Source organism: Stutzerimonas stutzeri, from assembly GCF_051028275.1.
Taxonomy (GTDB): Bacteria; Pseudomonadota; Gammaproteobacteria; order Pseudomonadales; family Pseudomonadaceae; genus Stutzerimonas; species Stutzerimonas stutzeri_AS.
This window is the reverse complement of record NZ_CP069269.1, coordinates 3,961,161-3,986,450: the sequence shown is the minus strand read 5'-3', so window position 1 is coordinate 3,986,450 and position 25,290 is coordinate 3,961,161. Positions and strand designations below refer to the sequence as shown.

General features: G+C 59.7%; 17 protein-coding genes and 1 pseudogene. 2 read left to right on the top strand and 16 right to left on the bottom strand.

Annotated elements, in window-relative coordinates:
* The first annotated feature begins 58 nt into the window (after positions 1–58).
* Both JQR87_RS18540 and JQR87_RS18535 read left to right on the top strand, forming a co-directional pair.
* Positions 59–493, top strand: a complete 435-nt coding sequence (locus JQR87_RS18540; RefSeq protein WP_407294395.1) for a transposase — start codon at positions 59–61, stop codon at positions 491–493.
* Positions 494–740: 247 nt separating this feature from the next.
* Positions 741–1,294, top strand: a pseudogene (locus JQR87_RS18535) (transposase); the annotation flags it as partial.
* 132 nt (positions 1,295–1,426) lie between these two features.
* On the opposite strand, the gene JQR87_RS18530 reads toward JQR87_RS18535, so the two are convergent.
* From JQR87_RS18530 to JQR87_RS18455, 16 genes are all read right to left on the bottom strand, one after another.
* Positions 1,427–4,102: a S8 family peptidase gene (locus JQR87_RS18530; protein WP_407294397.1), complete on the bottom strand. Its 2,676-nt coding sequence runs from the start codon at positions 4,100–4,102 to the stop codon at positions 1,427–1,429.
* Positions 4,103–4,666: 564 nt separating this feature from the next.
* Positions 4,667–5,833, bottom strand: coding sequence for a catalase family protein (locus tag JQR87_RS18525; RefSeq protein WP_407294398.1), 1,167 nt, complete (start codon positions 5,831–5,833; stop codon positions 4,667–4,669).
* Between the two features lie 26 nt (positions 5,834–5,859).
* Positions 5,860–7,731 (bottom strand): di-heme-cytochrome C peroxidase, encoded by a 1,872-nt coding sequence (locus JQR87_RS18520; protein WP_407294400.1) that lies wholly within the window; start codon positions 7,729–7,731, stop codon positions 5,860–5,862.
* A 223-nt stretch (positions 7,732–7,954) separates the two neighbouring features.
* Positions 7,955–8,794 carry an XAC2610-related protein gene (locus JQR87_RS18515; protein WP_407294402.1) on the bottom strand — a complete coding sequence of 280 codons (840 nt, stop codon included), beginning with the start codon at positions 8,792–8,794 and terminating at the stop codon, positions 7,955–7,957.
* Positions 8,791–11,160, bottom strand: coding sequence for a glycoside hydrolase family 19 protein (locus JQR87_RS18510; protein WP_407294404.1), 2,370 nt, complete (start codon positions 11,158–11,160; stop codon positions 8,791–8,793). Before JQR87_RS18510 ends, JQR87_RS18515 begins: the two co-directional genes overlap by 4 nt.
* A 52-nt stretch (positions 11,161–11,212) precedes the next feature.
* A complete protein-coding gene (gene tssI / locus JQR87_RS18505; RefSeq protein WP_407294406.1) occupies positions 11,213–13,261 on the bottom strand; it encodes a type VI secretion system tip protein TssI/VgrG in 2,049 nt (682 codons plus the stop codon).
* A 21-nt stretch (positions 13,262–13,282) separates the two neighbouring features.
* On the bottom strand, positions 13,283–14,272 hold the full coding sequence (locus JQR87_RS18500; RefSeq protein ID WP_407294407.1) for a serine/threonine-protein kinase: 990 nt from the start codon (positions 14,270–14,272) through the stop codon (positions 13,283–13,285).
* Positions 14,269–15,006, bottom strand: a complete 738-nt coding sequence (locus JQR87_RS18495) for a PP2C family protein-serine/threonine phosphatase (RefSeq protein ID WP_407294409.1) — start codon at positions 15,004–15,006, stop codon at positions 14,269–14,271. The genes JQR87_RS18500 and JQR87_RS18495 overlap by 4 nt, the downstream gene beginning before the upstream one ends.
* On the bottom strand, positions 15,006–18,545 hold the full coding sequence (gene tssM / locus JQR87_RS18490) for a type VI secretion system membrane subunit TssM (protein ID WP_407294411.1): 3,540 nt from the start codon (positions 18,543–18,545) through the stop codon (positions 15,006–15,008). The genes JQR87_RS18495 and tssM overlap by 1 nt, the downstream gene beginning before the upstream one ends.
* A 15-nt stretch (positions 18,546–18,560) precedes the next feature.
* The gene (gene icmH / locus JQR87_RS18485) at positions 18,561–19,433 is read right to left on the bottom strand and encodes a type IVB secretion system protein IcmH/DotU (RefSeq protein ID WP_407294413.1); all 873 of its coding nucleotides are present in this window, start codon (positions 19,431–19,433) and stop codon (positions 18,561–18,563) included.
* Between the two features lie 5 nt (positions 19,434–19,438).
* Complete coding sequence (tssK, locus tag JQR87_RS18480; RefSeq protein ID WP_407294415.1) at positions 19,439–20,770, bottom strand: type VI secretion system baseplate subunit TssK; 1,332 nt, start codon at positions 20,768–20,770, stop codon at positions 19,439–19,441.
* Positions 20,771–20,773: 3 nt separating this feature from the next.
* Complete coding sequence (gene tssJ / locus JQR87_RS18475) at positions 20,774–21,253, bottom strand: type VI secretion system lipoprotein TssJ (RefSeq protein WP_407294416.1); 480 nt, start codon at positions 21,251–21,253, stop codon at positions 20,774–20,776.
* A 5-nt stretch (positions 21,254–21,258) separates the two neighbouring features.
* Positions 21,259–22,452, bottom strand: coding sequence for a type VI secretion system-associated FHA domain protein TagH (gene tagH, locus JQR87_RS18470; RefSeq protein WP_407294418.1), 1,194 nt, complete (start codon positions 22,450–22,452; stop codon positions 21,259–21,261).
* Between the two features lie 20 nt (positions 22,453–22,472).
* The gene (locus JQR87_RS18465; RefSeq protein ID WP_407294419.1) at positions 22,473–22,607 is read right to left on the bottom strand and encodes a type VI secretion protein; all 135 of its coding nucleotides are present in this window, start codon (positions 22,605–22,607) and stop codon (positions 22,473–22,475) included.
* 409 nt (positions 22,608–23,016) lie between these two features.
* A complete protein-coding gene (locus tag JQR87_RS18460) occupies positions 23,017–24,810 on the bottom strand; it encodes a hypothetical protein (protein ID WP_407294421.1) in 1,794 nt (597 codons plus the stop codon).
* A complete protein-coding gene (locus tag JQR87_RS18455) occupies positions 24,807–25,289 on the bottom strand; it encodes a DUF3304 domain-containing protein (protein WP_407294422.1) in 483 nt (160 codons plus the stop codon). The genes JQR87_RS18460 and JQR87_RS18455 overlap by 4 nt, the downstream gene beginning before the upstream one ends.
* Position 25,290 lies beyond the last annotated feature (1 nt).

Here is a 25,290-nt window from a genome sequence, read left to right as displayed (position 1 = left end):
TTTTGTTAGACGTTGATATGGTTGAATAGCATTTCACTGGAAGGGAAAAGGATTTCCTATGCCACGTCGAGCAAGGCTTTTGCTGCCTGGTGTGCCGTTGCATTTGATACAGCGCGGTAATAATCGCAGCGCTTGTTTCTATTCTGAAGAAGATTATTTATTTTATCTGGACAACCTGAAGCTTCAGGCAGAGCAGCATGGCTGCGCTGTTCATGCTTGGTGCTTGATGACCAATCATGTTCACTTGCTAGTCACCCCATCAAAACCTGAAAGCGCCAGCCTTATGATGAAGGGCTTGGGCCAGCGGTTCGTGCAATACATCAATCGAACCTATGACCGTAGCGGTACGCTGTGGGAAGGGCGTTTTAGGTCTTGCTTGCTGCAAGAAGAGGATTACGTGCTTGCATGCTATCGCTACATCGAGATGAAACCCTGTACGCGCCGGCATGGTCGAGCATCCCGCCGAGTATCGTTGGTCCAGCTACGGCGCTAACGCGCATGGGTTACCTTCAGCAATCATCGAGGCGAATCCGCTCTATACCCAACTTGGTGGAACGGCCGATCTACGAGCTAGTGCCTACCGTGAGCTCTTCAGGTATCAGCTTGATCCTGGCTTGGTTGATCAGATTCGGTCAGCAACCAATGGCAACTATGCCTTGGGCAACGCCCGGTTTGCATCGGATGAAGAAAAAGGGGACAGATTTATTTTCCAGCCCTGTTCGTGAGATGGGCTGCAGACCTTGGCTGATCTGCGTGAGCTGAAGGATGCCTTTGGCGTCAAGGTATACGCCTACTGCTTGATGACGAAGCATGTTCACTTGCTGCTGGCCCCAGGCGATTCGATAGCAGGGCTTGGTCAGTTGATGAAAGCACTCGCAGCACTAGCCACACGGTATCGGAGTCGGTTGGAAGCCGGTCTGGAACGCTTTGGGAAAGTCGCTACAAATCGAGCGTCGTACAGACTGATACTTATCTACTTGCCTGTTCTCGTTATATCGAACTGAACCCCGTCCGAGCACGGATGGTGGTTGACCCAAGCGAATATCGCGGGTCTAGCTTTAACAGTCGCGTAACCGTCGGGCAGTTGACTGAATGGCTAGATACCGATCCTTGCTACTTGGCTTTAGGGAACTCTGCAAAACAGCCGAGCGACCGGTATCAGGCATTTGTTCGTGGATCAGTCTCGCAGGCGGAGCTATCCCTGATCCGTGAGGGTCTCCAGCGCGGCCAGCTGACGGGCGATAGCCGCTTCGTAGACGAAGTAGAGCGGATTGCCGGGCTGCGAGCGATGAGAGCAACGCCGACCGCGTGCCCTCACGGAAACCTAAATCTGCCCCCATTTCCCGTCGCCCTCTTTTTCGCATCTTCTCCTAAGGCGGGACGGCAACGATCAGCCATGATCCATCCCGCGTTAATCATTTGCCAATCAGAAGCGGGCACCCAGGGTGAGCATCGCTGCGTGGTCCGCTTCGGCATCGGCGTTATGGCCCGGCTGATCCATCCGCATCAGTGAGACTTTTATGTCGTCGATAACCGGAGTCGAAGTAGCGAAGTAAACCTCTGTGTTTATCTGTCGACCCGTGGGCGCTAGGTCCACATTAACGGTGCCGATTGTGTACGCGCCGTTCTGGTAGCCGTTGATAAAACTGAGATTGGCGTTGGCGGATTCGACCTTTAGCGGCTGAGCGACGATCACTCCGTATTGCTGTACGCCCCGGTTGTATCTCCCGCCGATGAGCCAGCTGCTGGTAACCACCGTGTCCACGTTATCGAAGAGTCCGCGTGCGGATATGTCGCTCTGACCCAGGTAAGCGCTATGGAAAAGTGTCAATGCGTCGCGTTGGAATTCGCCGCGAAGGCCTACGAAGCGGGTGCTTGCATTATCGTCCAGACCAAGCGCTCCGCCCGTTTCTGTGCCGAACAGGCTGTCTTTGCCGTTGACCAGCCCCAGTTCGAACGTGGACGTATAGCTGTTGGCCCATTTATAGCTGAACGAGGTCGACACCCCGGATCGTTCCGCTGAGCTGACCGCAGTGATGGCCAGACTGCCACCAGCGAGTCCGAACGCTTGTTGCATGCCCATCGCGCTCTGGTCGTCCTCGCTCATCCAATACGGGGCGGTAAAGCTGACCCGTTGTTGCGATAGGCCAGAAAAATCCGTTCCGCCGGCCAGAACGTCCACGCTCGAGACCATGCCGAAGCGTGTCGAAATACCATCAGCGCCGGCGAAGCCCAATACCATGTTATCGACCAGGGTGTCGTCTTGCCCGTTATAGCCGATGGTCAAGGTCATGCCATGCTTGCTCTCGACTTGTCGCGGGGCTTGCCGCGTCAGGCGGTTGCTTGCTGCGAGGAGGTCGTACTCGAATTTCTCGGTCTGTACTGCTCCGCCGAGGTCGGTAATGAAACCGGCGCCCTGGGAGTCCAACGCCATGACGTTCAAGCCTTGGAGGGGGTTGCCAGTGCCGAATGCGCTTCCCAGTTTCATCGTTGTGATCGCCAGAGGCGCGTGTTCACCCGACCCGCCTACAACGGTCAGCGTGCCGAGTGGCAGAGTCGCTGAGTCAACATCCAACAGGCCTTGCCCGTATAGGCTCATGTCTGAATAGATTCCGCTCTTGTCGGCTGTGACGAAAAGGCGAGATACGATCTGCTCGTTGGTGAGCATCGGGAACGCGTCTTTCAATACGGCCAGCGCACCCGTTACGGCCGGGGCAGCCATAGATGTGCCAGTCATGACGGCGTAGTAGTCGCTTCCGACAATCGACGGTGCAGCGATTCCGGTCCCAGGTGCCGAGATGCACCAGTCCCGGGCATCACCACACGCCTGTGAAGACGGGTGAAGTTGACCTGTAGAGGAGTCAATATTTGCAACGGCGACCCAGTTGTCCTCCAGCTCTGGAAACAGCTGGGGTAGGGCCGCTAGCAAACTCGGTTGGCTACCGCCATCGTTTCCATTCGCCCAGACGTAGATGACATCGTTTTGCGCTCCGGTGCGGAACTCGGAGATCATCTCTGGAAAGTACGACTCGATCTGTTGGGCCGTGAAGTCGGACGCGTAAGCGCTAGGCCCCCAGCTGTTGTTGATGAAGTCTGCGCCGCGCTGGCGAGCCCAGCGGAACGCGCCCGCGGTCTGCTCACTGTTGGTCGTGAGGTTGCCCTGGCTGTCACCGATCCTAACCCCTAGCAAGGAAGTGTCGGGCGCATAACCGACACCCATGTAATCGTTAGCTTTGGCCGCCAGGATGCCCGCAACGTGCGTACCATGGCCGTCGACATCGATTGCGTCAGAGGCGAGCTCGCTGCCAGTGTAGGCGTTATAGAAGCCGTCGAACTGGCCGGACAGTTCGACATGGTCGCTATAGAAGCCAGTGTCCAGCGCCGCGACAACGGCGCTCGACCCTGTGTAGCCACGGGCATGTGCCGCCTCGATGCCGGTGATGCTCATGCCGCCAGTGAAGCGGTACTCAGCTTCGGTTGGTCTGGAGATAGGCGTAGGCGCCGGGTCGGGCGATGGGGTCGGCAGGATCGTGTCCTCTTCTTCCGGAAACCTTGGATCCACCGGCTCAGGAACGGGCTGTTCGCTCGGGGGCTCCTGGGGTGGAGTTGGCTGTTCAGGCGGTGGGGGGCTTGGCTGTGGAGTGCCGCCGCCCCCGCCCCCACCCCCGCCTCCTGCGGCCGCCGCAATGCCGCCTACCCCCGCGACAACGAGGCCAACCTGGACCAATCGATTGCTGAAGATGCTACCGCCTGTTTCAGTGGTGGTGCCGGCTGCTGACGATACGCCAAGCGCATCGAGCCGTGCCTGGATGAGTCCTGCACTATTGGAATCGAGAAGTCCTCTTTCGGTCAGGTAGTCAAAGGCCTGTTGCAACGTCCGCCCCTGTTCGGCGCTTTCCACTCCAGCAAGAACCTCTTCCAGCCTTTCGGGAGAATGCTCCGCAGCCTCGGTCAGTCGCTGTGCCATCCGTTCTGTCTCAGAAACCCGGGACGCGTTCTTGCCAGCGTCCGGCACTGCAGCTTCCGCTGCAAGCGTCGCTTGTGCGGCGGTGATCGCCGCAACAGAGAGGTAAATGGCCGAAGCTAGGAGGCTTTTTCTCATAGTTAGGGTCCCATCGTAGTGAAAACAGAATGCTTGTTCTGCCTCGCGTTAGTCTGGCGAGGTCGGGTGGGTGCGGCGCAATATAACTTTCGCTAATTACAAGAAAGCCTGTTACGCACCGTTGTGCTCGAAAAGGCGATGAGTGGCTATCGGCTATGTTTGAAGATTAGTAGCAAGACGAGTGATGTCCGTATTCGCCGCCTGGACAAAAAGTCGAGCTGGTGGTCGGCGTCGTGCCGGTAGACACACTAGGAGAACGAGGGCTGAAGGTCCACAGAATCAGCGCGCCACGGGGCGGGCAATATCTGTGAAGGGCATCGGCGAGCTGCGGATAGGACGAAACTCATCCGCATCCCGCACGTGGTCATGATAACGCCGTGGTGATGGCTACTCGATTGTCCGCCTTTGGTGCCTGCGGGCCGGCACCCAAAGCGGCAAGGAAGACGGGACTACCTCAGCACCCGGTCATGAAATGGCATCGATTTACTTGGCTAAGCTGTCCCAGCGGTCGGCCAGAGGTGCCGCTGTTGCTTGTATCGGCACAAGCCACGCTTTTATGACTGGTCACGGTGCCGGTGTGCTTGCTTCACCTCTGTCGGTAACACCGTTACGCTCAAGCCGATACGCGCTAATGGACTCGTATACGGCCTTACGCAGCCGGTTGATACCACCGATTGGACGGTGGTCGGGCAGGGCATGCCAGGGGTTGAAGCTGAGGTTGTCACAGGCCAGGTTCTGCTCGGGGCTGTCGAAATCCTGTGGCGGCAGGAGAATGTGGGCAACGGTTTCGAACGGCGAGATGGCTTCGCTCCATTCGATGCTGGTGTCCTCGATGGGCATGTAGTGCTCGGCATTCTGACGTTGCACCTGCAGGGCGAAACAGGCAGGGACGCGGTCGAGTGACAGTTGTTGGTAGAGCGCGCTACGCAGGAAATTCGGCAGGTCGCGATTCAGTGCGGGGAGCTTGTAGAGCGGGCAGTTTTCCGGCGTTGGGATAACGCGGTACTTGATGTTGTGCGGGCCGAGCTTGTACGGCGCAACAGAACTGTAGGTAGTCGCAACCGGGCTTTCGGGCGCAGGCGCGAGGGTCTGCAGCGCGATGGACAGATGGCGCAGCTCCCAGCTGCGCGGATCCAGGCTGGGAAAGAACGCCAGCGCCTTCTTGCCCTGCGCCTGGGAAGCGAAGTTGCTTCGGTATTCGGCGACGTCGCGGACGAAGAACACCGGGTGGTTGAACATCACGAAGTCCTGTTCGCCAGCGTGGCGCGAGCTGCGCGTGAGTTTTTCTCCTGGCACCTCGAGCAGCTTGATGGCCATGCCGCGCGCGTCCTTGATGCGGTCGAATTGTGGATAGGCGTTGCCGTTGGACAGCCGCACCCAGGCCTGCCAGGTTTTGCCCGGCTGGTTGAACACACCATGCCGCAGTGCCGGTTCCAGGTCGTTCCGTACGCTGACCTCGGCACGCACGCAGCCGTGGGCCTTGGCGTGAGCATCACGCAAAACGCGGGTGTTCTCACTATGCTGTTCGACCACGGCGATGGCATCGGCGATGATCGCTTGGGTGTCTGCCGCTTCGGTCGGTGCTATGACTTCTGCGGTCGAGACGGGCCCGCGATGAGTGATGTGAAAGTGAATGGCGGCAATAGCCCAGCCGATCAGGCCGATGCAAAAGGTGGCAAGCAATAGCCGGCCCAGCAGGCGGCCGATCCAGAGCCAAAGTCTTGTAAGCATGTGGCAGATCCTTGTGCGTAGTCGGGTCAGGAGCAGCTTGGGCCGGAGTTATGAGGGCGCGCCGGCAGTTCCGTAAGGCAAGGCTCGAAGCGGGGGTCACCGAGCACCTTGAGGTACTCGACCAGCGCCCAGCGCTCATGCGGCGCCAGTGCCCGTCCGATCACACCGTTGCCGCGACAGCCAGCACGAAACTCGTGGCCGCGGTTGCTGTTACCGGTGATCGCGGTATCCAGCAGAAAGCCACCTTCGAAGCGATCGGCGCGGATGCCCAGTTGCTGCGGATCGTATTCGCGGCTACCGACCCAGAACTGTTTCTGCCGTTCGGCCACCGGCGACAGCAACTGGAACAGTGTCGGCACCGAGCCGTTATGCAGGAAGGGCGGTGTCGCCCAGATGCCATCCAGCGGGCGTGCCTTGTAGCCGCGCAGTTCCTGCACGCCGATGGGCAGGCCGAAGCCGTCGAACTCGGCACGTTCGTCTGGTCTGATGCCCGCGTCGCGATAGGCGCGCGCTTCGACATAGGCGGTGATATAGGCGAGCCCTTTGGCGCTGGACACCTGGGTCAGGTCCAGCGGGCTGGACGTCTTGCCGAACAGGCGCACGTCCAGCCTGTCCAGCTCGGCCTGTGTCCAGCCGAGGCGGGACAGGTCGAAACGATGGTCGGCGATGTTGTCGGCCGTGGTCGGGTCGGTTCCCACCACGGTCGTTGGAATCACCGGCATGTGCCACTCAGGGTCGCGGTCGGGCGCGAAGCGCTTGGTCGCCGGTTTTGGCTTGGCGTCGTGGCAATGGGCGCAATTCTCACGGTAGAGCGCGCGGCCGAGGCTTGCCTGTTCCAGGTCGATGTCGCCCAGAATCGCTTCGGGCCATCGCGGGGGTGCCAATCGCATGAGCGTGGTTTCCAGCGTGTGCAGATCACGCACGCGGATCCCGGAGGCGTAGCGCTCACCTTCCGGTATCGGCGCGCCGTTCTCGTGCATCAATTGTAGCCGCGCGCCCACGCCCAGCGCCTCGCCAATGTTGCGCGCCATCGGTTGCATGGCCGAACCGTTCCACTGCACCCAGTCGAACTTCCAGATGTCCCACAGCTGCGGATAGCTCACCGGCGCGTTGGCGACGCGGTAATTCGCTGAATCAAGGGCATCGCCGAACGCCGTGTTAGCGATGCGACCGAACGCATCGGTACGGCCGAAGCCTTCTTCGGTGGGGTAGAGCCCCCGGTGCCAATCGTTGTAGGCCGTGCCGAGCAGGCGGTCGAGGACTCGCTTGAAATCCTGACGCAACTGAGCGCGGTCGCGTTCGTAGCTTTCCCCAAGCACCCTGTGGGCGAAACGGCGGAACTTGAGCGGGTTGTAGTAGGTGAAAGCCATGCTCATGCCGAGTGCTTGGCCGAAGGAGCCGCCACGCAGCGTCGGTACAGTCGAAGCCAACGAGTGCATCGCGGCGCCACCGTCGATACGAATGGCCTGTCCGTTGTAGCGCAGCTCCCCGGTGTGACAGGCCGCGCAGGTCACATCCAGGTAGGCGCGACCGGTTTCGTCGTCCTCGTGGCGGGCAAAACCGACCGGCAGGTTGCCAGGGTTCAGCGTGGTGGATTGTTGAGCGGGATCGACCAGAAAGCCAAAGCGGGCAAGGTAATCGGGCGTAGCGAACCTGTCTTGACTGAAGGGCCGCTCCAGCGCACGAAACCAGTCGTACTCCAGCCCCTTAACCTGGGTGCCTTGCGGCGTGTAGTAATAGGTCTGCCGATCAGCCTTGTCCCATTGGTCAAGATAATGCAGCGCCTCGGGTGCTTCGTACTCCGGAAGGTTCGGGTAGGCCACAAAATACAGCCCGATCCCAGCCGCTAGCACGGCCAACCCCACCAGCCCAAGCAGGGCGCATCGTAGCAATCGCATCGGTACATCCTTGTAGCGTTATGGCGAAAGCGCGTTTATGGCAGGGTTGTGGGGTGATGGCAATATGCCTTTTAAACACTGGCTGATTAAACCGCCAGCGGACGGGCTTGGTTGGCGGCGCTTAGTTCGTGGCTCTCTCGATCCAATACCGTCGGAGGTCTGATGAACCTTAGAACTACCGATACGGAGCCAAGCTTGCTATGCGTATTGACGCGTTCATCGGTTATTTGCAGATAGCTAACTTGTCGCAGCTTATCCAGGCTTGGATTACCTTATCTTTTGCGGTTACGTATTTAATCTTGTACCAAAAAAAATTGCTTTCAGTCTCGGTAAAGTCCGTTAAGATTACTTTGTCACCATTCACTAGATACATCGTTGTCGCTTGATCGAGGCTTGGCGCTTTGTACAGTATCGCTTTAGGAGATGTGACGATTGTAGATAATGGCTCGCGCTGGTTATGGTTTGGGTTGTTTGTGACGAGTAGATGCTCCACTTTATCTTCCGGTAAATGAATCGTTCTTTCTATATAATCACATCCGAGGCAGCTGTCTGTGACCTTGAGAACAGGGTTGCCGCTTTCGATCGCGTAAATTTCTTCGTGCCATTTCGCTCCGCTTCGATAGCTGCTAATTATGTAGCCGGCCTCCAGTGTGTAGTTGCAAATCCGCTTTGAAAAAGCTTCAAAATTGACAAATGAGCTTTGAGTTGAGTCGTATCGGTATATTGCCGAGCAGCTGTTAACGCTGCCCTCGTCGGCATGGGTCAAAATTAATTCTGGAATTCCATCTCCTGTTAAGTCTTCCAATGCGGCATCCGTGTAACCATCTGCTATTGCGTCCTGCGCCCCCTTCGGAAGGCCAATCCGTTCGCAGTCTTCCTGATTGCATATTTTTACCGGGGATAAGGGTAAGCCAGTCAGAACGAACTTCGGCCCGTCGTCAGCTAACTCGGCTTCTTCTGCAGCCAGGTAGTTGGCTGTAGATATAGTGAAAAGCATTTGTATAACGCCAAGGCAAAAGATCTTTTTCCAGAAAGGTCTAAGATCTGAAGCTATATTTATCATTCAAGTCTCCATTCTTTTTTGATTGCCTCAAATATCTTTTTGCGCTCAGCTAACCCGTTATCGCCGCCGTTAACGGCTAAAGTTACAATGCCGACGTTGTTTTTTTCATGCTCGATTAATTTGTTGATATCGCCTTTCGCATTATGCTTTTTATATACGCCACCGTTGTGTCTCCAGAACCAACACGATGCGTCTATAGCGTTGTACATGTTAGAGGCGATTAGGTCAGGGGCTGACGTAAAGTCTATGCCTCTGTACTTGGAGTAGTTGACGTAGTTTTTTTTCCACGTCAGCTGGATGAGCCCTTTTCCCTTATACTTGGGCCCGTCTCCGAACGTAGTATTACCGTTGGCTTCTGCATCCCTGTGTCTGCCCGGGTTGTACTCTTCTCCTGACGCAAACTCAATTGTTGTTTCGAAATGGGCCGACTCATGGAAGCACTGTGCCAGGAAGTGCGCTTTTTGGTAACCTGTGATGATGCCGTGCCTTATCAGGGCGGCATTCAAAAGCTTCACGAACTCTTTTTTATCGAAATCGTAGATGGCAGGATAGCTTTCTCGGAACATCGTTATAAATCGCTGGGACCCACCACGACCGGTAAACCAAGCCCCAGGCTTGCTTAACATCTTCTCTAGGAAGGGAACTGTTATATCCTCCGCTTTGGGTAACGAAAGGCTGCTGGAAAGCCCAAGCGCGTTGATGTGCCATGCCTTACCATCCGCGCCGACCCCGTGTTTTTCGGCTAGATCGTCCCACCAGCTCAACTTCTTGATCCGCTGCTTTTCCTCTTCCCAAACAAGGTTCGGCTGTCCTGGTTCTTCCGCCAATAATGGATCAAGCTCGTCCCACTTGCTCTTGTTCCAGAACCACTCGCTTTCGTATTTCGCGACCAGCTGGCCAAGCACTTGAGCGTGCCAAGGCCTGGCCAGCGCTGCTTGGATTTCAGCGCTAGTCAATACGCCATCCTTATCGGTATCGGCGATATCGTAGAGTCGAGCGAGCGTTACGAGTGGGCCGCCATCGGCCTTGCTGATCTGTGCCCGGTAGTTGTGCTGTTCGTCTGCTTCCAATAGGCCTCTGGCATCGAAGACGTAGGCGAGCTTTTCGAAGGGCGTTCCGGTTTCCTCTATGAACTGGAAGCCTTCCCATTCCCACGGGCTATGGCGAGTAGTGATCAGCTCCTGCTCGGCGAGCCAGCCATCGATGGGGTTGCCGTTAGCGTCGGCGAACAGGCCGTCCAGCCGCCACCAGTGCACAACGCTGTCGGCGCCAGCCTTGACCTGAATCTTTCTCGAAGCGGGGAGCCCATCCAACAGGGACTGCGGAATGATCAGGTCGACGCCGATCTGCGTGCCGTCGTCGTCCAGCTTGGGTGGGTTATCGGGATTGATGTCGTCCCGGTGCGAAACCAGTTTGCTCGCACCTTTGTAAATCTTGAGCAGGGTTTTCTGGTCGTCCGGCAAGCGGCTGGCCCAGGCGAGGCTCTGCGCGATGAAAGCGGGCACATCGTCGCAACTGAACAGTTCGACATGGACCATGCGCTGAGCGGCGCTGTCGTGGTTCTGGTACAGACCGGGATGACCAATAAGGTCACCCGCCTTGATCGGCAACCCGCTGTCGAGAACGACGACCTTGCCGTATTCCGCTGGCTCGCTGTGCGGTTTGAGCAAGCTGGTGGATACATAGCCGGGCAGTTGCCCCTCGTCGTCGGCTGATAGGACGGGTTGTGCCGTCCCGCTGATCAGGCTGATCAGCTTGCTGAACTCACCTTCCGTTTCGCCAATGGTGATTTCGGCGCCCTTGCACAGCTCCGACAGCCTGGTGCTCTCCTTGCTTGGTGCTGCGCGGACGCTCAGGCCGTCTTTCTGCGTATTTACGGTATAGCGCTTGGCTCCCCAGAATGAAGGGCGCGGCAGGTCCGGTTGTGCTTGGTAGCCGTCCCAATCCATCAGATGCATGTACAAGCTATAGAGGGTCAGGCTTGGTGGATTTTGCCCCACGGCAACGCTGCCGTCTGCGTTCTCCAATGGCGGCGGTTGGAGGCTATGCTTGACCAGCACGAACCCCGTGGAAAAGGGTGCACGTCTGACCAAGGGAATGTCGTCGGTGAATTCGCTGACCGGGTAGCGCTCGTCGATGCGGTAGGCGATCACCTCTCCGTCGGCGATACAGCGCACGCTTGACTGGTCGAATGCAGCGGCGGTGCCCTCGTCGAAATGCACGCCTCCGTGCCACAAACCGTTCCCTCCCGTCGGGTAGTAGCCACCCTTGGCCAAGGCCATATGCGTAAGCATCTTTAGGGGGTCGCTGCTGGTGTCCTTGCAGGGAAACGGATATTCCCAGTTGATCGGCTTGAGTTCGGCCATGTTGATGCTTCCTTACTTTTGGGCCAGCTCGAAGGCCAGCGCCTGTCCTTTTCTAGCCTGAGAAATTAAGCGAGCGCTTGCATTTTCCGGTTAGCTTGGCCACCTCGCCTGGTGGTGCCTGCTCCAACAGGTGTCCCGCCTGATCGCTATCGACCATTCCCGGCAACACCGGCGGCTTGATCTTAATCCCAGCTCCTTTACCCGGCGCGCCGCCAGCGTTGATTCGCACCAGCGGGCCGCTGACGGTGATGCCGCTGGGGTCGAGTTTTATGAAGCTGCCGCCGGCCTTGATCGTCAATTCGAGGCCGGCTTCGATGACCATTTTCTGCCCGGCTTTAAGGTGGATCTCGCGGCCGGCTTTGGTCAGCTGGGCGGTGCCGAGCTTCATGTGCTGGCTTTGCGCGATGGTGAGGTGGTCCTCGGGTTTGACTTCCACCTTGCGGTCGCCGGTGACGGTCAGGTGTTCCTCGGCGCGGAATTCGCTGTAGCTGTTAGCCTCGACGGTGTCGTGGCGTTCGTGGCCAATGCGGATTTTCTGGTCGTGTTCGATGTTCTCGTCCCAGTCGCGCTGGGCGTGGACATAGATCTGCTCCGCGCCCTTGCGGTCGTCGATGCGCAGTTCGTTGTAGCCGCCACTGCCGGGCGAGCTGAGGGTCTTGAAGACGCTTCGCGTTTTGTTGGCCGGCAGGTCGTAAGGGACCTGATGTTCCTTGTGATACAGGCAGCCGGTGACCAAGGGCTGGTCGGGGTCGCCTTCGAGGAAGGTCACCAGTACTTCCATCCCAACACGGGGGATGGCGATGCCGCCGTAACGGTCACCCGCCCAGCTTGAGCTAACACGCAGCCAGCAGCTGGTCTTGTCATCAGCCTGGCCGTGGCGATCCCAGAAAAACTGGACCTTGACCCGACCGTATTCATCGCAATGGATCTCTTCGCCCGCGGGGCCGGTCACCACGGCGGTCTGGCTGCCGAGCACCTTAGGCTTGGGGTGGACAAGGGCAGGGCGATAAGGGACATCCCAGGGCGTGGCGGTGAAGTGGTTGCGATAGCCTTGGGTGAAATCCGTGCTTTCGCCTGATTGCGTGACGGATTCCTCTAGCGCCTGCGGCTGTTTGCCTTCGTGAAGCACCTCGGTCAGCAGCCAGAGATCATTCCATTCGCGGCGCGGATGATCGGAGATTTCCAGGAGGTGCCCGCTGACCAGCCGAGGCTGGTCACTTTGACCTTCAGCCAGGCGGTAATCGGCGCGATGGCGTTCCAGGGAGCGCTGGGACAGATGCTTGCCGCGGGTGCGATCAGTGAAGCGGCCCGGATAGTCATAATCCTCGAGGTCGGGCTCCGCCGACTTTTTCCCGTCTGAGAGTTGGCCCTTCTGCGCGGCCTCCATTATCAGGCGTGGCTGCTCGAAGTCATAATCGCGTCGGCTGACCCGGCTGGTGCGGGTCTCCAGGCGTACGGCGAAGCGCTTGATCACAGGCTCGTCGGCGACCAGGCCGCTATCCTGCAGATACGCGGTGGGTTGCCCGAGCTTTGCAAAGCTCGTCTGGTCATCCCCGAACACCAGGACATGGCCCTGCGCGCTGTGCTCGAAGTGGTAATGGATACCTTCCTCTTCGCACAGGCGCTGGATGAAGTGCAGATCGGTCTCGTCGTACTGCGTGCAGTAATCCCGCTCCGGGTAGACCACCGGGCCAAGCTGGAAACGATAGGCGTCTGCCTGGATGCCGTGGCCTTCAAGCACCTCAGCGATGATTTGCGGCACGGTCAGGTGCTGGAAGATGCGTTGATCGGTGCGGTGTGCGAGATAGGCCAGTTGCGGGACGATCGCCAGCCGGTAACGGGTCAGGCGCTTGCCGGACTCGCCCTGGGCGACGCGATGAATCATCCCGTGGATGCCGTTGCCGGCCGGCGAGAGCGCCAGGAAGGCCGGCTTATGCAGCAAGCTTTGCAAATCAATATCGGGGCGCTCGCTGATCAGCTCAAGGTCGAAGCGGTAGGGCTGGCTGATAGCCTCACGTCCTGTGAATGCGAGGACCTGCAGGTCATGCTCGATGCCTTCTATGTCAAGGCTGAAATGGGTGTCGTTGGCCGCGTTGAACATGGCGCTTCCTTGTTTCTCATGTCATCCATGGGTGCGCCCGAACCAGCGTTGGAGGCGGCTGGGTGCGGGGCGGCGGAATATATCCAGCAGCTGGGTCAAGCTCGCCGTGCGCTTATCAGCGTCAAACGACAATGCTGCTCGCAGTGTGGGCCAGCCGTGAGCCAGCTTCGGTGGACGCCGCAATTGCTTGTCGAGTGCCATTGCTTTCGCCTGCCTTGCACTCAGCCGGCGGAACGGGTGGCTGCCACTGGCCATTTCGTAAAGTAGGCAACCGAGTGCATACAGATCGCTGGCTTCCGATGGCTCCGCTCCGTCTAGCAACTCAGGGGCTGCATAGCGCGTGGTCCAGGCCTTGAACCGAGTGCGCGAGAGGCGTGGCAGGTTATTCAGTACGCCTTCGAGTGGTTGGCCGAGACCGAAGTCGAACAAGCGAAGACCGTCTTCTGCCAGGATCACGTTGCTTGGTTTGATATCGCCGTGAATGACGCCACGGCTGTGGGAGAAAGCCAGTGCTTCGATCAACGGCAGTGCGATTTCGCGCAGCTCGTCCCAGGCGAGGCCATCAGGACGCTCACTTAGCAACTGGTCGAGCGTCGGCCCCTTGAGCAGTTCAAGGGTAATGAAAGCGCGTTGGCTCATGGCGTCCACATCGAATCCGAATAGCCGCACAACGTGTCGATGGCTTAGCCGTGTGGTCAGTGCGAATTCTGTATAGAGCAACGCGTGGGCATCGGGGTATTCGGTGAATTCGTCGCTCAGGGTCTTTAGGGCAACGTAGGGCTCTGGGTCGCCAAACTGTTCACGAAGCAGGTCTCGAGCGCGGTAGACCGCGCCCATGCCGCCGACGCCGAGCAGCCGTTCGATCAGGTAGCGTCCAGCCAAAACGTCGGGCAAGTCGCTAGCCGCGATGGCTCCGCTTGAAGGGGCGAGTTTCGCCGCTGTAGCCGCCGCGTCAGTGAACGCGAAGTAGGTGAGGTCTGACGCCGGCTCGGCGCGCAGGGGCTCGTTCATAGGCGTACCACCACAGCGCTGAGGTTGTCTCGGCAAGGTCCTTCCATAGCCTCTTCGAAGAGCCGTTGCAGGGCCAGGCCCGTCGACGGCGCGTTGAGCGCTGCGCCCAAGTGATCCGGCGACAAGCTTTGATAGAGCCCGTCGCTGCACAGAAGGAGGGTATCGCCTGGATAGACGTCGAACTCGAGAATATCCAGCGTCAGCTGTTCGCTGGCACCGATGGCGCGGGTAAGAGCATGCGCATCGGGATGGCGTGCGGCTTCCTGCAAGCTGAGGCGCTGTTCGTCGATCAGCTGTTGCAGCAACGAATGGTCGCGCGATAGCTGATACAGGCGACCGCCACGCCAGAGGTAGCAGCGGCTATCACCGGCCCATACGCAGGCGGCGCGATCGCCGTCCATCAGCAAGGCGACCACGGTGCTGCCGATCACCGGGTCGGGTCGATCAGCGGTGACGGTCAGCTCCTGCCCAAGTCGGCGATTGAGGTCATGCAGGCAGCGGCGCAGATTGACCAAGCGCTCGGCCATGCTGCCGTCGGGCAGCTCGGCCAAGTGCTCGACGATCAGCCGGCTGGCCAGCGCACCGTTCTGGTGGCCGCCCATGCCATCGGCAACCACCCAAAGGCCTTGCTCGGGTAAATCGAGAAAAGCGTCTTCGTTGCGTGCACGGACTTTGCCCGTGTCGGTCCTTGCCGCGCTGCGCCAGCTGTAGGCCAGACTTGCAGTAGCTGGCATTACAGCGTCGCCGGAAGCTTGAAATCGCGCAGCATGGCGATGTCGAACGGGTTCGGCGAGCGTTGGCTGTGCAAGAGGTAATTGGCATTGCGACCGCCCAGGTTGGCCTTGAGCATGAGCACGTCGCGTCCGCTGTGGTAGTCGACCTGCATCAGGTCCAGCAGGCGGAACAGCGACCAGGGGCCGGTGTTCTTCTCGATGCCGACGCGGCGCCCGCCCAGCTCCTCGACAACCAGGCTGGTACGGCCATCCGCTGCGTCAGCTGGCCAACTGAAGGCGGTCTGAACGATCGGGCCGTGGCGGTATTCCATCTGCTGGTTACCGAAGCGGAAGTCGGCACGACCCAGGCTTGAGTCGAGGGAATAGGGCTCGAGCTTGAAGCGGATCTGTGGCTCGTTCGGGTTTTCTGCGAAGAAGCTACGGCGGATGGTTTGGGCATTGCTCATCTGCGATAGAAATTCGCGTGACAAGGGCAGACCACGCCCGTCGACTCGACGAAGCTGATATTGACCAGCACTGCCGCTGACGAACGCCTTCAGGTAGCGATCAAAGAAGCCGTCAGCAACGCCTTGCGCCTTGAAGAACTCCCGGAAGTCGGCGATGGCGACGTCGCTTTCACTGTGAGCGCTGAACGGATAGCGCTGGCGCAGCGAACCCTTGTAGAAGGCGTACAGCTCGCTCTGGTAGCGCTGGTTGAGGTAGTGGTAGGCGTCGTTCAGCACCAGGGTCCAGCTGTCTTCAGCGAGCAGGCCTAGCCAGTTGCCGATCGGCTGTGGCAGACGCGCTGCGCTGGCACGCAACTGGTTGATCGCATCGCGCTGACCACCCATGCGTGCCTTGGCGAGCTCGAACGCGGCCTGGTCAGGCGCACTGGAATGTGCCAGGCCCGCCAGTTGCAGTTGGAGTGCATCGAGGGCTTGCAGTGTCGGGACCAGTTCGGCGCTGGCGCCCGCGTTGTCGTCGAGCAGACGATGCAGGGGTTCGAAGCGACGCTCCAGCGTCTTGCGTGCCGTGTCAGGTAGATTCTTGGCCAATGCGGCCTGCGCCTGCTCCGCAGCAGCGGATGCCAGCTTGGCGGCCTGGCCTACCTTGCCGTTGGCGCCCTTGAGCGCATCGGCCGCTTCCGCGGCATCGCCGGCGGCGTCCGCCGCCCCGGCAAAGCGGGTGTTGTCACGAACTTCGACCAGCAACTGCAACAGCGGCGAGTTGGCTGCGGACAACCCGCTGAGCAATACAGAGCCCTGACCAGCGCCGGCAATCGGCTCCAGCGTCAGTTGTGCTACCGCCTCACTCCAGAAGTTGGCGTAGTCGCGGAAATACAGCTGCTCCATTTCGACCATCAGGCGTCCAAGGTCCTTCAGGCTCAGGCTGTCACCCTCGCCGAGCACCCAGTTGTCGCGCAGAATCTCGCGTACCAGGTCACTGCCCTGGGCGACATAGAACTTCTGGTAGCCGTTCTGGGTGTAGAAGCCCGGGATGGTGTAGTCACTGCCATTGAACAGTGCACCCTGCGGACCGAGGCGTTGGCTGAAGCGGTAGTCGGGCAGGCTGCGAGCCTGATCGCGCAACATGCGGTAGACGATGTTGGCCAGCGATTCGCTGCGCAGTACTTGACGTGCTTCGGCGACCAACTGGTCGTTTAGCGCATAAGGTGCAAAGCCTTCGTTGAGCAGTCGCTCAAAGTGACTGTTCAGCCCGTTTTGCGCCACGGCGTTACCCGCATAGCGCAAGGACCAGTCAGCAGCCAGCCATTCCTTGAGGAAGCCATTGTCGCGGCGCTCTGCAAGGTTGAGCATAAGATAGGCGCGCAGGCTGCCCAGCAGGCGTTCACGGTCGGTGAGGTTGGCGCGGATTTGAGCTTCAAGCTGACGAGCGACGCGGGGCAACAACAGGGCTTCTAACTCGCGGCGATAGGCCTGGTGGACGGTGGGATCGACCACCTCGCCCTGGTAGAGCCCACCGCGTTGCAGGGAGGACACCACGGCCTTGTCCGGGAATACCTGGGTGGCTGCGTAGCTGGTATCCAATGCCTTGAGGGTGCGCAGCGCATCGTCCTGAGCGGTGATGCCCTGATGCTCACGCCCCAATTGGCCGGCCAGGTTGCGCAGCTGCTCGAGCCGTTCGTGGTTGTTGGAGAAGCCATTGGCCCAGAGTGCGCCAAACAGCGCAAGGCAGGCGAAGCTTGCCGCATACAGGGCGCGCTGGCCCCAATCGATGCGGCGCACCTCTTTATGGTCCAGACCGGCGAGGTCTGCTTCGGGGAAAATCACGCGGCTGAGCAGGTGATTGATGAAACGCGCCCGGCCACTGCGGAACGTCGGCAGCGCGCTGCTCGACAAGCCCAGATTGCGGCCGATGCCACTGGTGAGCGGGTCCAGCCCACCCTGCAGTTGCGGTGCGCTGGTCAGGTAGAAGCCGCGCAGCTGGCTGGCACGTTGGTAGCGGTTGCCCGAGAACGCCAATTCAACGAACAGGCAAAGCCGCTCGCCGATCTGGCCAAGCTGGTGAGGAAAATCGAGGATGCGGCCACGGCGCTGGGTATCGCGCTCCTGGTGCATACGCAGGATGACCTGGCTGTTGAGCCGGCGCAGCAGTTCTTCGAATTCGCCCCGGACCACATTGACGTCTGTACAGTCCTGCTCCTTGCGAAAGCTCGCGCCAAGCACCTGGTCGCTTTCTTCGCGCGACAGCTGATCGAAGAACTCGTCGAAGCCCAGCACCTTGTCGGCTTTGCTCAGCACCAGGTAAACCGGCACGTCAGCGCCCAGGCGCTGGTGGATTTCGTGCAGGCGCTGGCGGCTCTGGCGCGCCAGGGTTTCGAGCTCCAGTTCACCAGAGTGCAAAAGCTGCTCGACCGGGATGTTGACCATCACGCCATTGAGCGGGCGAGCGCGGCGGCGGCGCAGCAGGCCGAGCAGTGTGTCCCAGGCCTTGCCGTCGACCGAGGCGTCCGGCTGGGTCAGGTAGCGACCGGCGGTATCGATCAGCACCGCATGGTCTGCGAAGTACCAATCGGCGTAACGGGTACCTGAGACATCCTTGGTCAGGCGCTGGTTTTCGCCCCGGTTGAGGGGAAAGTCCAAGCCGGAGAAGTCCAGCAGCGAGGTCTTGCCGCTGCCTTGCGGCCCGAGCAGCAGGTACCACGGCAGATCGTTGCGCCATTTTTCGCTGCGCCCGCGGTACAGGCTCGAACTCTTGAGGGTGCGCATGGCGTCGCGGTAGCGCTGGCGCAGGATGCCCTGTTCCTCGCTCACCAAGCCTTCGCGGCGTAGGCGCTCCTGCGCCTCGTCATCGCTGGCTTCGGCCTGCTTGCGGCGGGTACTGCGCCAGCTGGCGAACACGATGAACAGCCCCCAGGCCAGGCACAAACCAGCGATGGTCAGCAGACGGCTGGTGGAGGATTCCCAGAACTTGTAGTCATTGACTGCGAGCAGCGGACCAACGAACCAGACCAGCAGGGCCAGCATCAGCAGGACACATAGGCTCCATACCCATGTCTTGCGGAAAAACGCGGCAAGCTTGCCGAAAAAAACCTTCATGGCATTACGTCCTTGTTACGGCTGAGGCTCGACCTGAACGGTCGGATCGACGGGTTGGTACGGCTGCAGCACGGTGTCGCGCTGTTCGCCCAACACCCAGGAGAAGCCTGCATACAGCACCCCCAGGCAAACCAACGTGAACAACGCGACCATCCACCAGGGCACGATGCGCACCAGGCGTCGACGCGTGTCGCGCAAGCCCTGCCAATGGGGCGAGACCTCGCGCGGGACATCCCCACGCAGCTGGCGAATCTGCCGGTAGAGGCTGTCGCGCACCGCTTCCAGTTCGAGCATGCCGCGTGGCATCACCCGGTATTTGCCTTCAAAACCAAGCGACAGGCACAGGTACATCAGCTCCAGCATGGGCAGGTGCTTGACCGGGTTGCGCGACAAGCGCTCGAGCAGCTGGAAGAACTTCTCGCCGCCGAAGGTCTCGTTGTGAAAGGAGGAGAGCAGGCTCATCTGCGACCATTCGCTCTCGTTGCCCCACGGCGTGGTCACCACCGCTTCGTCGATCGCCGTGCACAACACGTAACGTGCGGCCATGACCTGGCTGCTCTCGGCGCCATCGTGCAGCGCGCGGTGTTCGAACAGCTTGAGCTCGCCAGACAGCCGCTGGTTCAGCGCTTGCAGGTCTTCGCCTTCGTAGCTGTGCTTGAGGCGAACCACCTCCGACAGCAGCGACGAGGCGGCCGCGACCAGGGGATTGAGACTGATGTTGAAGGTTTCGGCCGGGCGCAGGCGCGCGGCATAGATCATCCGCTCTTCGAGCTGTTCGAATTTCGGAGGCGCGCTGAAGTCGGTTAGCGGGCTCTGTGCTGGCGCTTCGCCGTGGCGATTGAGGATGACGGTCTTGTCGTCCTGTCCGTAGTCCATTTCTCTGATCATGTCGGTCAGTTCCTGATCGCCCAGAATTTCAGCTCAAGCCCGGAGAACTCACCGGACACGTGGAAGGCGAAGCCGCCGGAGCGCTCCAGCTGCGCCAGTTCCTCGGAGCTGAGCTCCAAGGCGAAATAGGTCTTGCCGGAATGGAAGGGGATTTGCCTCGGCGCGACGGAAAGCGGCTTCACCTTGATCCCCGGCAGGTGCAGGTTGACCAACTGGCGGATGCGCTCCACCGGACCGACCTTCAGATGGGCTGGCAGGCGTGTGCGCAGCTCTTCGGAGTCGCATTGAGCGCTGGCAGCCAGCACGAAGGACGCACTGCCGAGCAGCTTGTGGTCGTGCAACGGCGAAACCTGAATGCCGTACTGGCGCTGTTGCAGCAGCAGCTCGATGGCATGCTGCTCGAGCACCATCGACAGGACCTGACGGATCGCATCCATCAGCTTGCGGAACGACAGGCCCTGATCGTTGTGGAGGTAACGACCTTCCAGCCGAGGACGCTTCGTCTCGCTGGAGAACGTCGCCAATTCACCGAGCAGCCCCAGCAGCTCGCGGTAGATCTGCTCGGGATGCACCCGATCGATACCCATGTAGTGGCGCAGCACCGGTTCGTAGCGGTTGATCAACTGCAACATCATGAAGTCACCGACCTCGGCACCGCCCACCTTGCCGGTCGCGCGGATACGCTCTGCCAGGATGTCGCCGCGATGGCCGAGCATGCTGATTACTTCCTTCAGGCATGACAGCAGATAGCTGGAGGCCTGAAAGTCGATGAAGGTGGGAATGTATTCGGGGTCGAGGCTAATGACCCCGTCCGGCGTGGTGTCCAGGATGTCGCAAAGCTTGAGCTTCACGTACGCCTGGTCGTTCTGCTGCTCGCCCAGGAGCAAGCGAAAGTCAGGCCGGCCGGTACTGACCTGGCTGCTGCTGCTGTCGCCTGCGTTGGAGTCGGTGACTTCTTCGTCAAAGGCCATATAGCGCGCCAGTACATCTTTTTGCTCAGGCCGGCGGCTCTCGATGTGATTCCCGGTGACCAGCGGCAATGCCAGATAGACCGGCGTATTGCCCGTGTTGGGCGGCACGTCGAGGGCCAGCGGTTCACGCTCGGCCCCAATATCGAAGAGGCTGCCGTCAGGCAGAATGCCACTCGCCTGGCTGAGCACCAGCTTGCCCATGTTCAGGAACTGACGGTCAATCTCCAGCCCGAAAAATCCCCAGGCGTAATGCCCGAGCTTTTGGGTGCGCAGCTTGAGTTGCGCATCGTAATAACGGTCGCTTTGCTGGAAGTGCTGCGGACGCAGCAGCATGCCTTCCTGCCAGACCACCTTGTTCATGCTCATCGATCAGTTCCCCTTCGCAAGGGAGTCGATGGCTTTGATACCGTGCTCGTCGAGCTTCAGCTCGATGCGGTTCTGTGCTTTTTGCTGCAGCGGAATGACGAAACGCCAGCTGGATTCAGGCAGGTCGCGGTAGGCGGCCAGCACGCCGACATAACGGCTGCCTTCCTGCACGAAGAGCTTGAGGTCGCGTTGTTCGCCCGGGCGAAGTTCCAGCTCTTCCTGGACCACCAGGTCCGGCGACAGCGCCTCCTTGGGGCGCTGATAGAGCGAGAAGAAATCGGCGTTCTCGAAGGCCACCGGATGCTTGAGTTCGATCAGGCGAATCACGATGGGTGAAGGCCGGCCGTTGAGGTCTGGATTGAGCCGGTCGCTGCCTTGTAGCGACAGGTCCAGCTTGGTCAGATCGGAGTTGGGCGATAGCGCAGAGCAGCCACCCAGCACGGCTAACGCCGCGAACACCGCGGCGGGAAAAAGGCGAGACATGGACATCATCCTTGAAGGTCGGTGTTGAGAGTGGCAATCAGGCGAACCTGCTCCTCGTAAGCCTGGGCGAAGTCGCGAGCGAATAGCCGCTCGCTCCAGTCATCGTCACGCTGCATGGCCAGGTGCAGGCGCCGATAGGCACGCCAGCGACTACCGGACGTCGAGATGAGCGGCTTGTTATCGCGCTCGAAGCGCAGCGCCAACTGATCGGGCGATAGCTGTTCGAGCATGCCTTTGATGGCGGCTCGACTGGCAGCCAGCATGGCCACCTGATGCGCTTGCAGGTCACGATAAGCACGCCCCAGCGCCTGTTCGGCGGGCAGCTGCCCGGCCTTACCGCCGCGCAGAAGAAGGCTCAAGGCTTCACCGCTGTCGATGCTGTGTTTGAGCGGGTTATTGCCGGCGCTCTGCACAGTCGTGAGCGACAGACGCATCTCGTTCTTCAGCTCGCCGCGGGTGCGCAGCGCTTGCTGCAATCCGCCGACGCTCTGCTTGAGCAGGCCTGCGGCTTTCAGGACCAGCGCTTGCCGCGCGTCTTCATCAAGCCCTTCGAGGTCAACGCCCAGCGCCTCACCAAAACGTGCCCAGAAGCCGGGCGGCAGGCGCTCAGGCTCTGGCGCAGCCTTGGGCTGCATGGCCGGTTTGGGGATCACCAGTTCAGGGACCTGAAGGTTCTCCTCGTCGATCTGGGCGTAATCGCGCTGCTGAGCCTGCGCTCGCGACGGAGCGAGCACAGCGGTGAGGTCGTCAACCTCAGCGTAGACGCGCTCCTGCTGATCCAGGGCAGTGAGCGGGTCGAGATCGAGGAAGGCATCGTCCGGGATGATGCTGCCGGCCGGCTGCGGACGGCCGATATCGCCTTCGAACGAGGCCGGATCCTGAATCAGGCGCGCACGTATTTCAAAGTCACCCAGGCAATAAACGCTGCCATGCTCGATGCGCTGCGCCCGGCCCTTGTCCAGGCTCGCGCCGGTGTCCTTGAGTTGGATGCCGTTGCTGCTGGTGTCGGTAAGGAAGAAAGCGCCGTCCCGGTAGCTCACTTCGGCGTGGCGGCTGGACAACACACGCTTGCGGTCCGGGATGACCCAGTCGCAATCTTCGGCACGACCAATGATGCCGCCGGCCTGCTTGAAAGTTTTGCTGCTGATCAGGCCCGGTACGAATTGCTGCGCACTGACCATATCGAAAACCAGTTCCATGGTTCCTTTCTCCTGATGGATCAGTTGCTGCGGGTAGGCGCCTGCGGATCACCCAATGGACGATATTCATCGTCGTTGAACTTGTAGTTGCCGGAGCAACCGGCGAGGGCGAGGGATGCGGCGAATAGAGCGAGGGCGCAATAGCGGGCTAGCACGCGATTTCCTCCTTGAAAGCGTGTGGGCTGGCGGTCCGCCCGCCGAAATCGGCGGCGCGAGACCCAGGCTGAGTATTGAAGTTCACCGGGTTGTTTAACGGGGTGAACGGGGTCACGAAAAAGGGTGGGGTTGGAGTTGAAACGAGAGCTGCAGCTACAAACGTTGCTCGCTGGTTCAACGTGAAGCTTCGGTTTATGGACATGCGGAGCACTATTGAGCTCCGGGGGTTACTGAAGCCATTTGAACCGTCGCGACCCTTCAGCTGCACCAGCTTCGGACGCTGTGCTGATCGCAGGGCTTCTATGGCAAAGCCAAAGCGAGCTTGAACACACCCTCACATCAAACGCCGATACTTGCGCGGGTGACATGACGCCAAACATCCCCGACGGCTCGACGTCATGCAGTCGTTTATGCCGTGTCGAAGCCACGAATATCGAAATACTGCAGGCCGCCGAATGTCTTAGCCGAGCGTTGAGCCGTAGTGTGTACCATCTGGTCGTGGATGAAGTGGCCGAATAATTGGCTCGGTTCGTTCGGTAGGGGAGTGGGGCGCTCGTTAAACCACTCGTGGTCCAGTAATACAACCCATATTGCTGATTGCTGCGAACCACCGGCTGCTGCGCGTCCGTGCGCTTTCAACGCAGTGCGCATGCGGCGAGCCTCGTTATCCACGTCCTCCAACCAGCCCAGTTGAGCACGTAAGGTCTCGCGTTCCGCTTGCAGTTCCCGGGTGCGCTCCAGCCGGGCCTGTCTGTGTTCCTGGCTTTCGCGCTGTAACCCTAGCAGGCCACGACTGGTGCCGGTCTGGTACTGGCTGGCGTGTAATCGATCCTCTTCTTCGCCGATCTCGCGTAGGCGTTCTACATAAGGTCGCCAAAGCGATGCCAGCCAGCGGACATACAAGCGCATATGGCCAAGGAAGGGGCCCTTCTTGCCCAGCCCGAGCTCACGCAGTTGTGCAATGCTGAGTTCGGCCGCTCGCTGATAGTGCCTGACCAATGCGTAGGCATTCTTGCCGGCGACATGATCGTTGTAGGCAAATAGTTGAGCGGCTTTCATGTCGACGTCTGCTAGATCTTCTAGGTGGGGGAAAGGCACACCCGCCCTAAACGCCGCTTGGTACATCCGATGCAGGCTGACAAGCGCCAGCTCGGCACTGGGCTTCTGCTCGCCGGGCAGCAAGCTGCCTCCGATGTCCTCGCTGACTCCAGGCATAAGTTCTTCGCGCCAGCTCGGGTTGCCGTTACCGAGAAGGCTGGCGCGACGGTAGAAACGCCGCTCATGGGCTGCTACCAGATGTAAGGCCTGGCGCACCTGAGAGGGCAGGCTATTGGAATCGCCCAATACGGTGCGTAAAGGACCGGTCAACAGGTCGTCGACTAGTGGCACCTCGATATGGCTGCGATCGACCGCATCGAATAGGCCCACGAACAGCACTACCAGCTGGATGCCTTGATATTCCACCATGTCTCCATCGATCAAGCAGCGGCCTAGCAGCCGATGCAGAAAGCCACGCGCCAGTGTGCCTCCATAGTCGAACCCGTAGACCGACAGCTCGATTCGTTTCAGACGTGGGCCATGCGCCTTGCGCAATTCATCAATATCCTTATTCAAACGGCTGATTGCACCATCTACCCGGGTATTCGCCCCGGTCTTGAGCAACTGAGCGGTGAATGGATGGTCACGTAGTGGCGCCACAGCCTCAACGGTGGCGTCGATCGCCGCGCCTTTTAGCACCTTCAACGCGCTTTGCGGGTGCCGACCCAGCTCGCTCAGGTCGTGCTTGAAGCGCTCCCACCAGTTGCGTTGTTTCCAAAGATCCTTGAATGCCTCTTTTCCTTGATCCAGCGCCACGTCCTTAGGTACATCGGCCGCTGTTCCGCCGAAACTGTCCAGTGAGCCGTTGGCCGTGATGGTCAGGTCAGCGTCGTAGTCCTCGCCCAGCCCAGAGATATAGACCTTGCGGCAAGCGAACATAGGGTCAGGTAGTTGGCTCGGCGTGTCGACAGGGTGAGCTAGGTAGAGTTTGGCGACATTGCTGACGCGCCCGGTATGTACGTCCTTAAGTAAATGCCGTCCAAATCCATCAAAGAAAAAGCCGATTCGCAGGGTGCGTTCACAGCGCACCACATGACTGTTTTCTAACCGCTCCCCACAGCGGGCCAATGCCGCAGCGGCCTGATCAAATTGACGTACGCTCATTGGGTTTGGACCTCCTTGTCCCTGGCGTAAAACTCACTCAGTTCATCCCTCAGCGGGCTGGTATGGGCATTGCTCCAGGCCAGACGCACCTGGTCTCCCGGCAGGAAATGGACGTGCAGGGTATCGTCGGTCCGCTGGCGCCGAGGGTTGGGCAGTTCGAGCGTGAGGGTTTCCTCCCTGGCACCATGGTCGTATTGGGTGCGTGTCATGCTTTTGATCCACTCCACCTTCAGCGTCTCGCCCTCGATACGCCAGCAGCAGGTCACACCGCCGTTACCGCCCCAGTTGTCATTGACGAAATAACTGAAGATCGGCCTATCGGTATGGTTGTGGCCATAAAGCGCTGCACCCGGCATACGCAGGGCCTGCCAGATGACGTAGGCCACGACCAGCGATCCCCAGAGCAATAGCTGGAACAGTCCCTTGTGTAGGGGTGATAGGGATTGCCAACGGGTTTTGAGAGCTTGTAGCCGACTCACA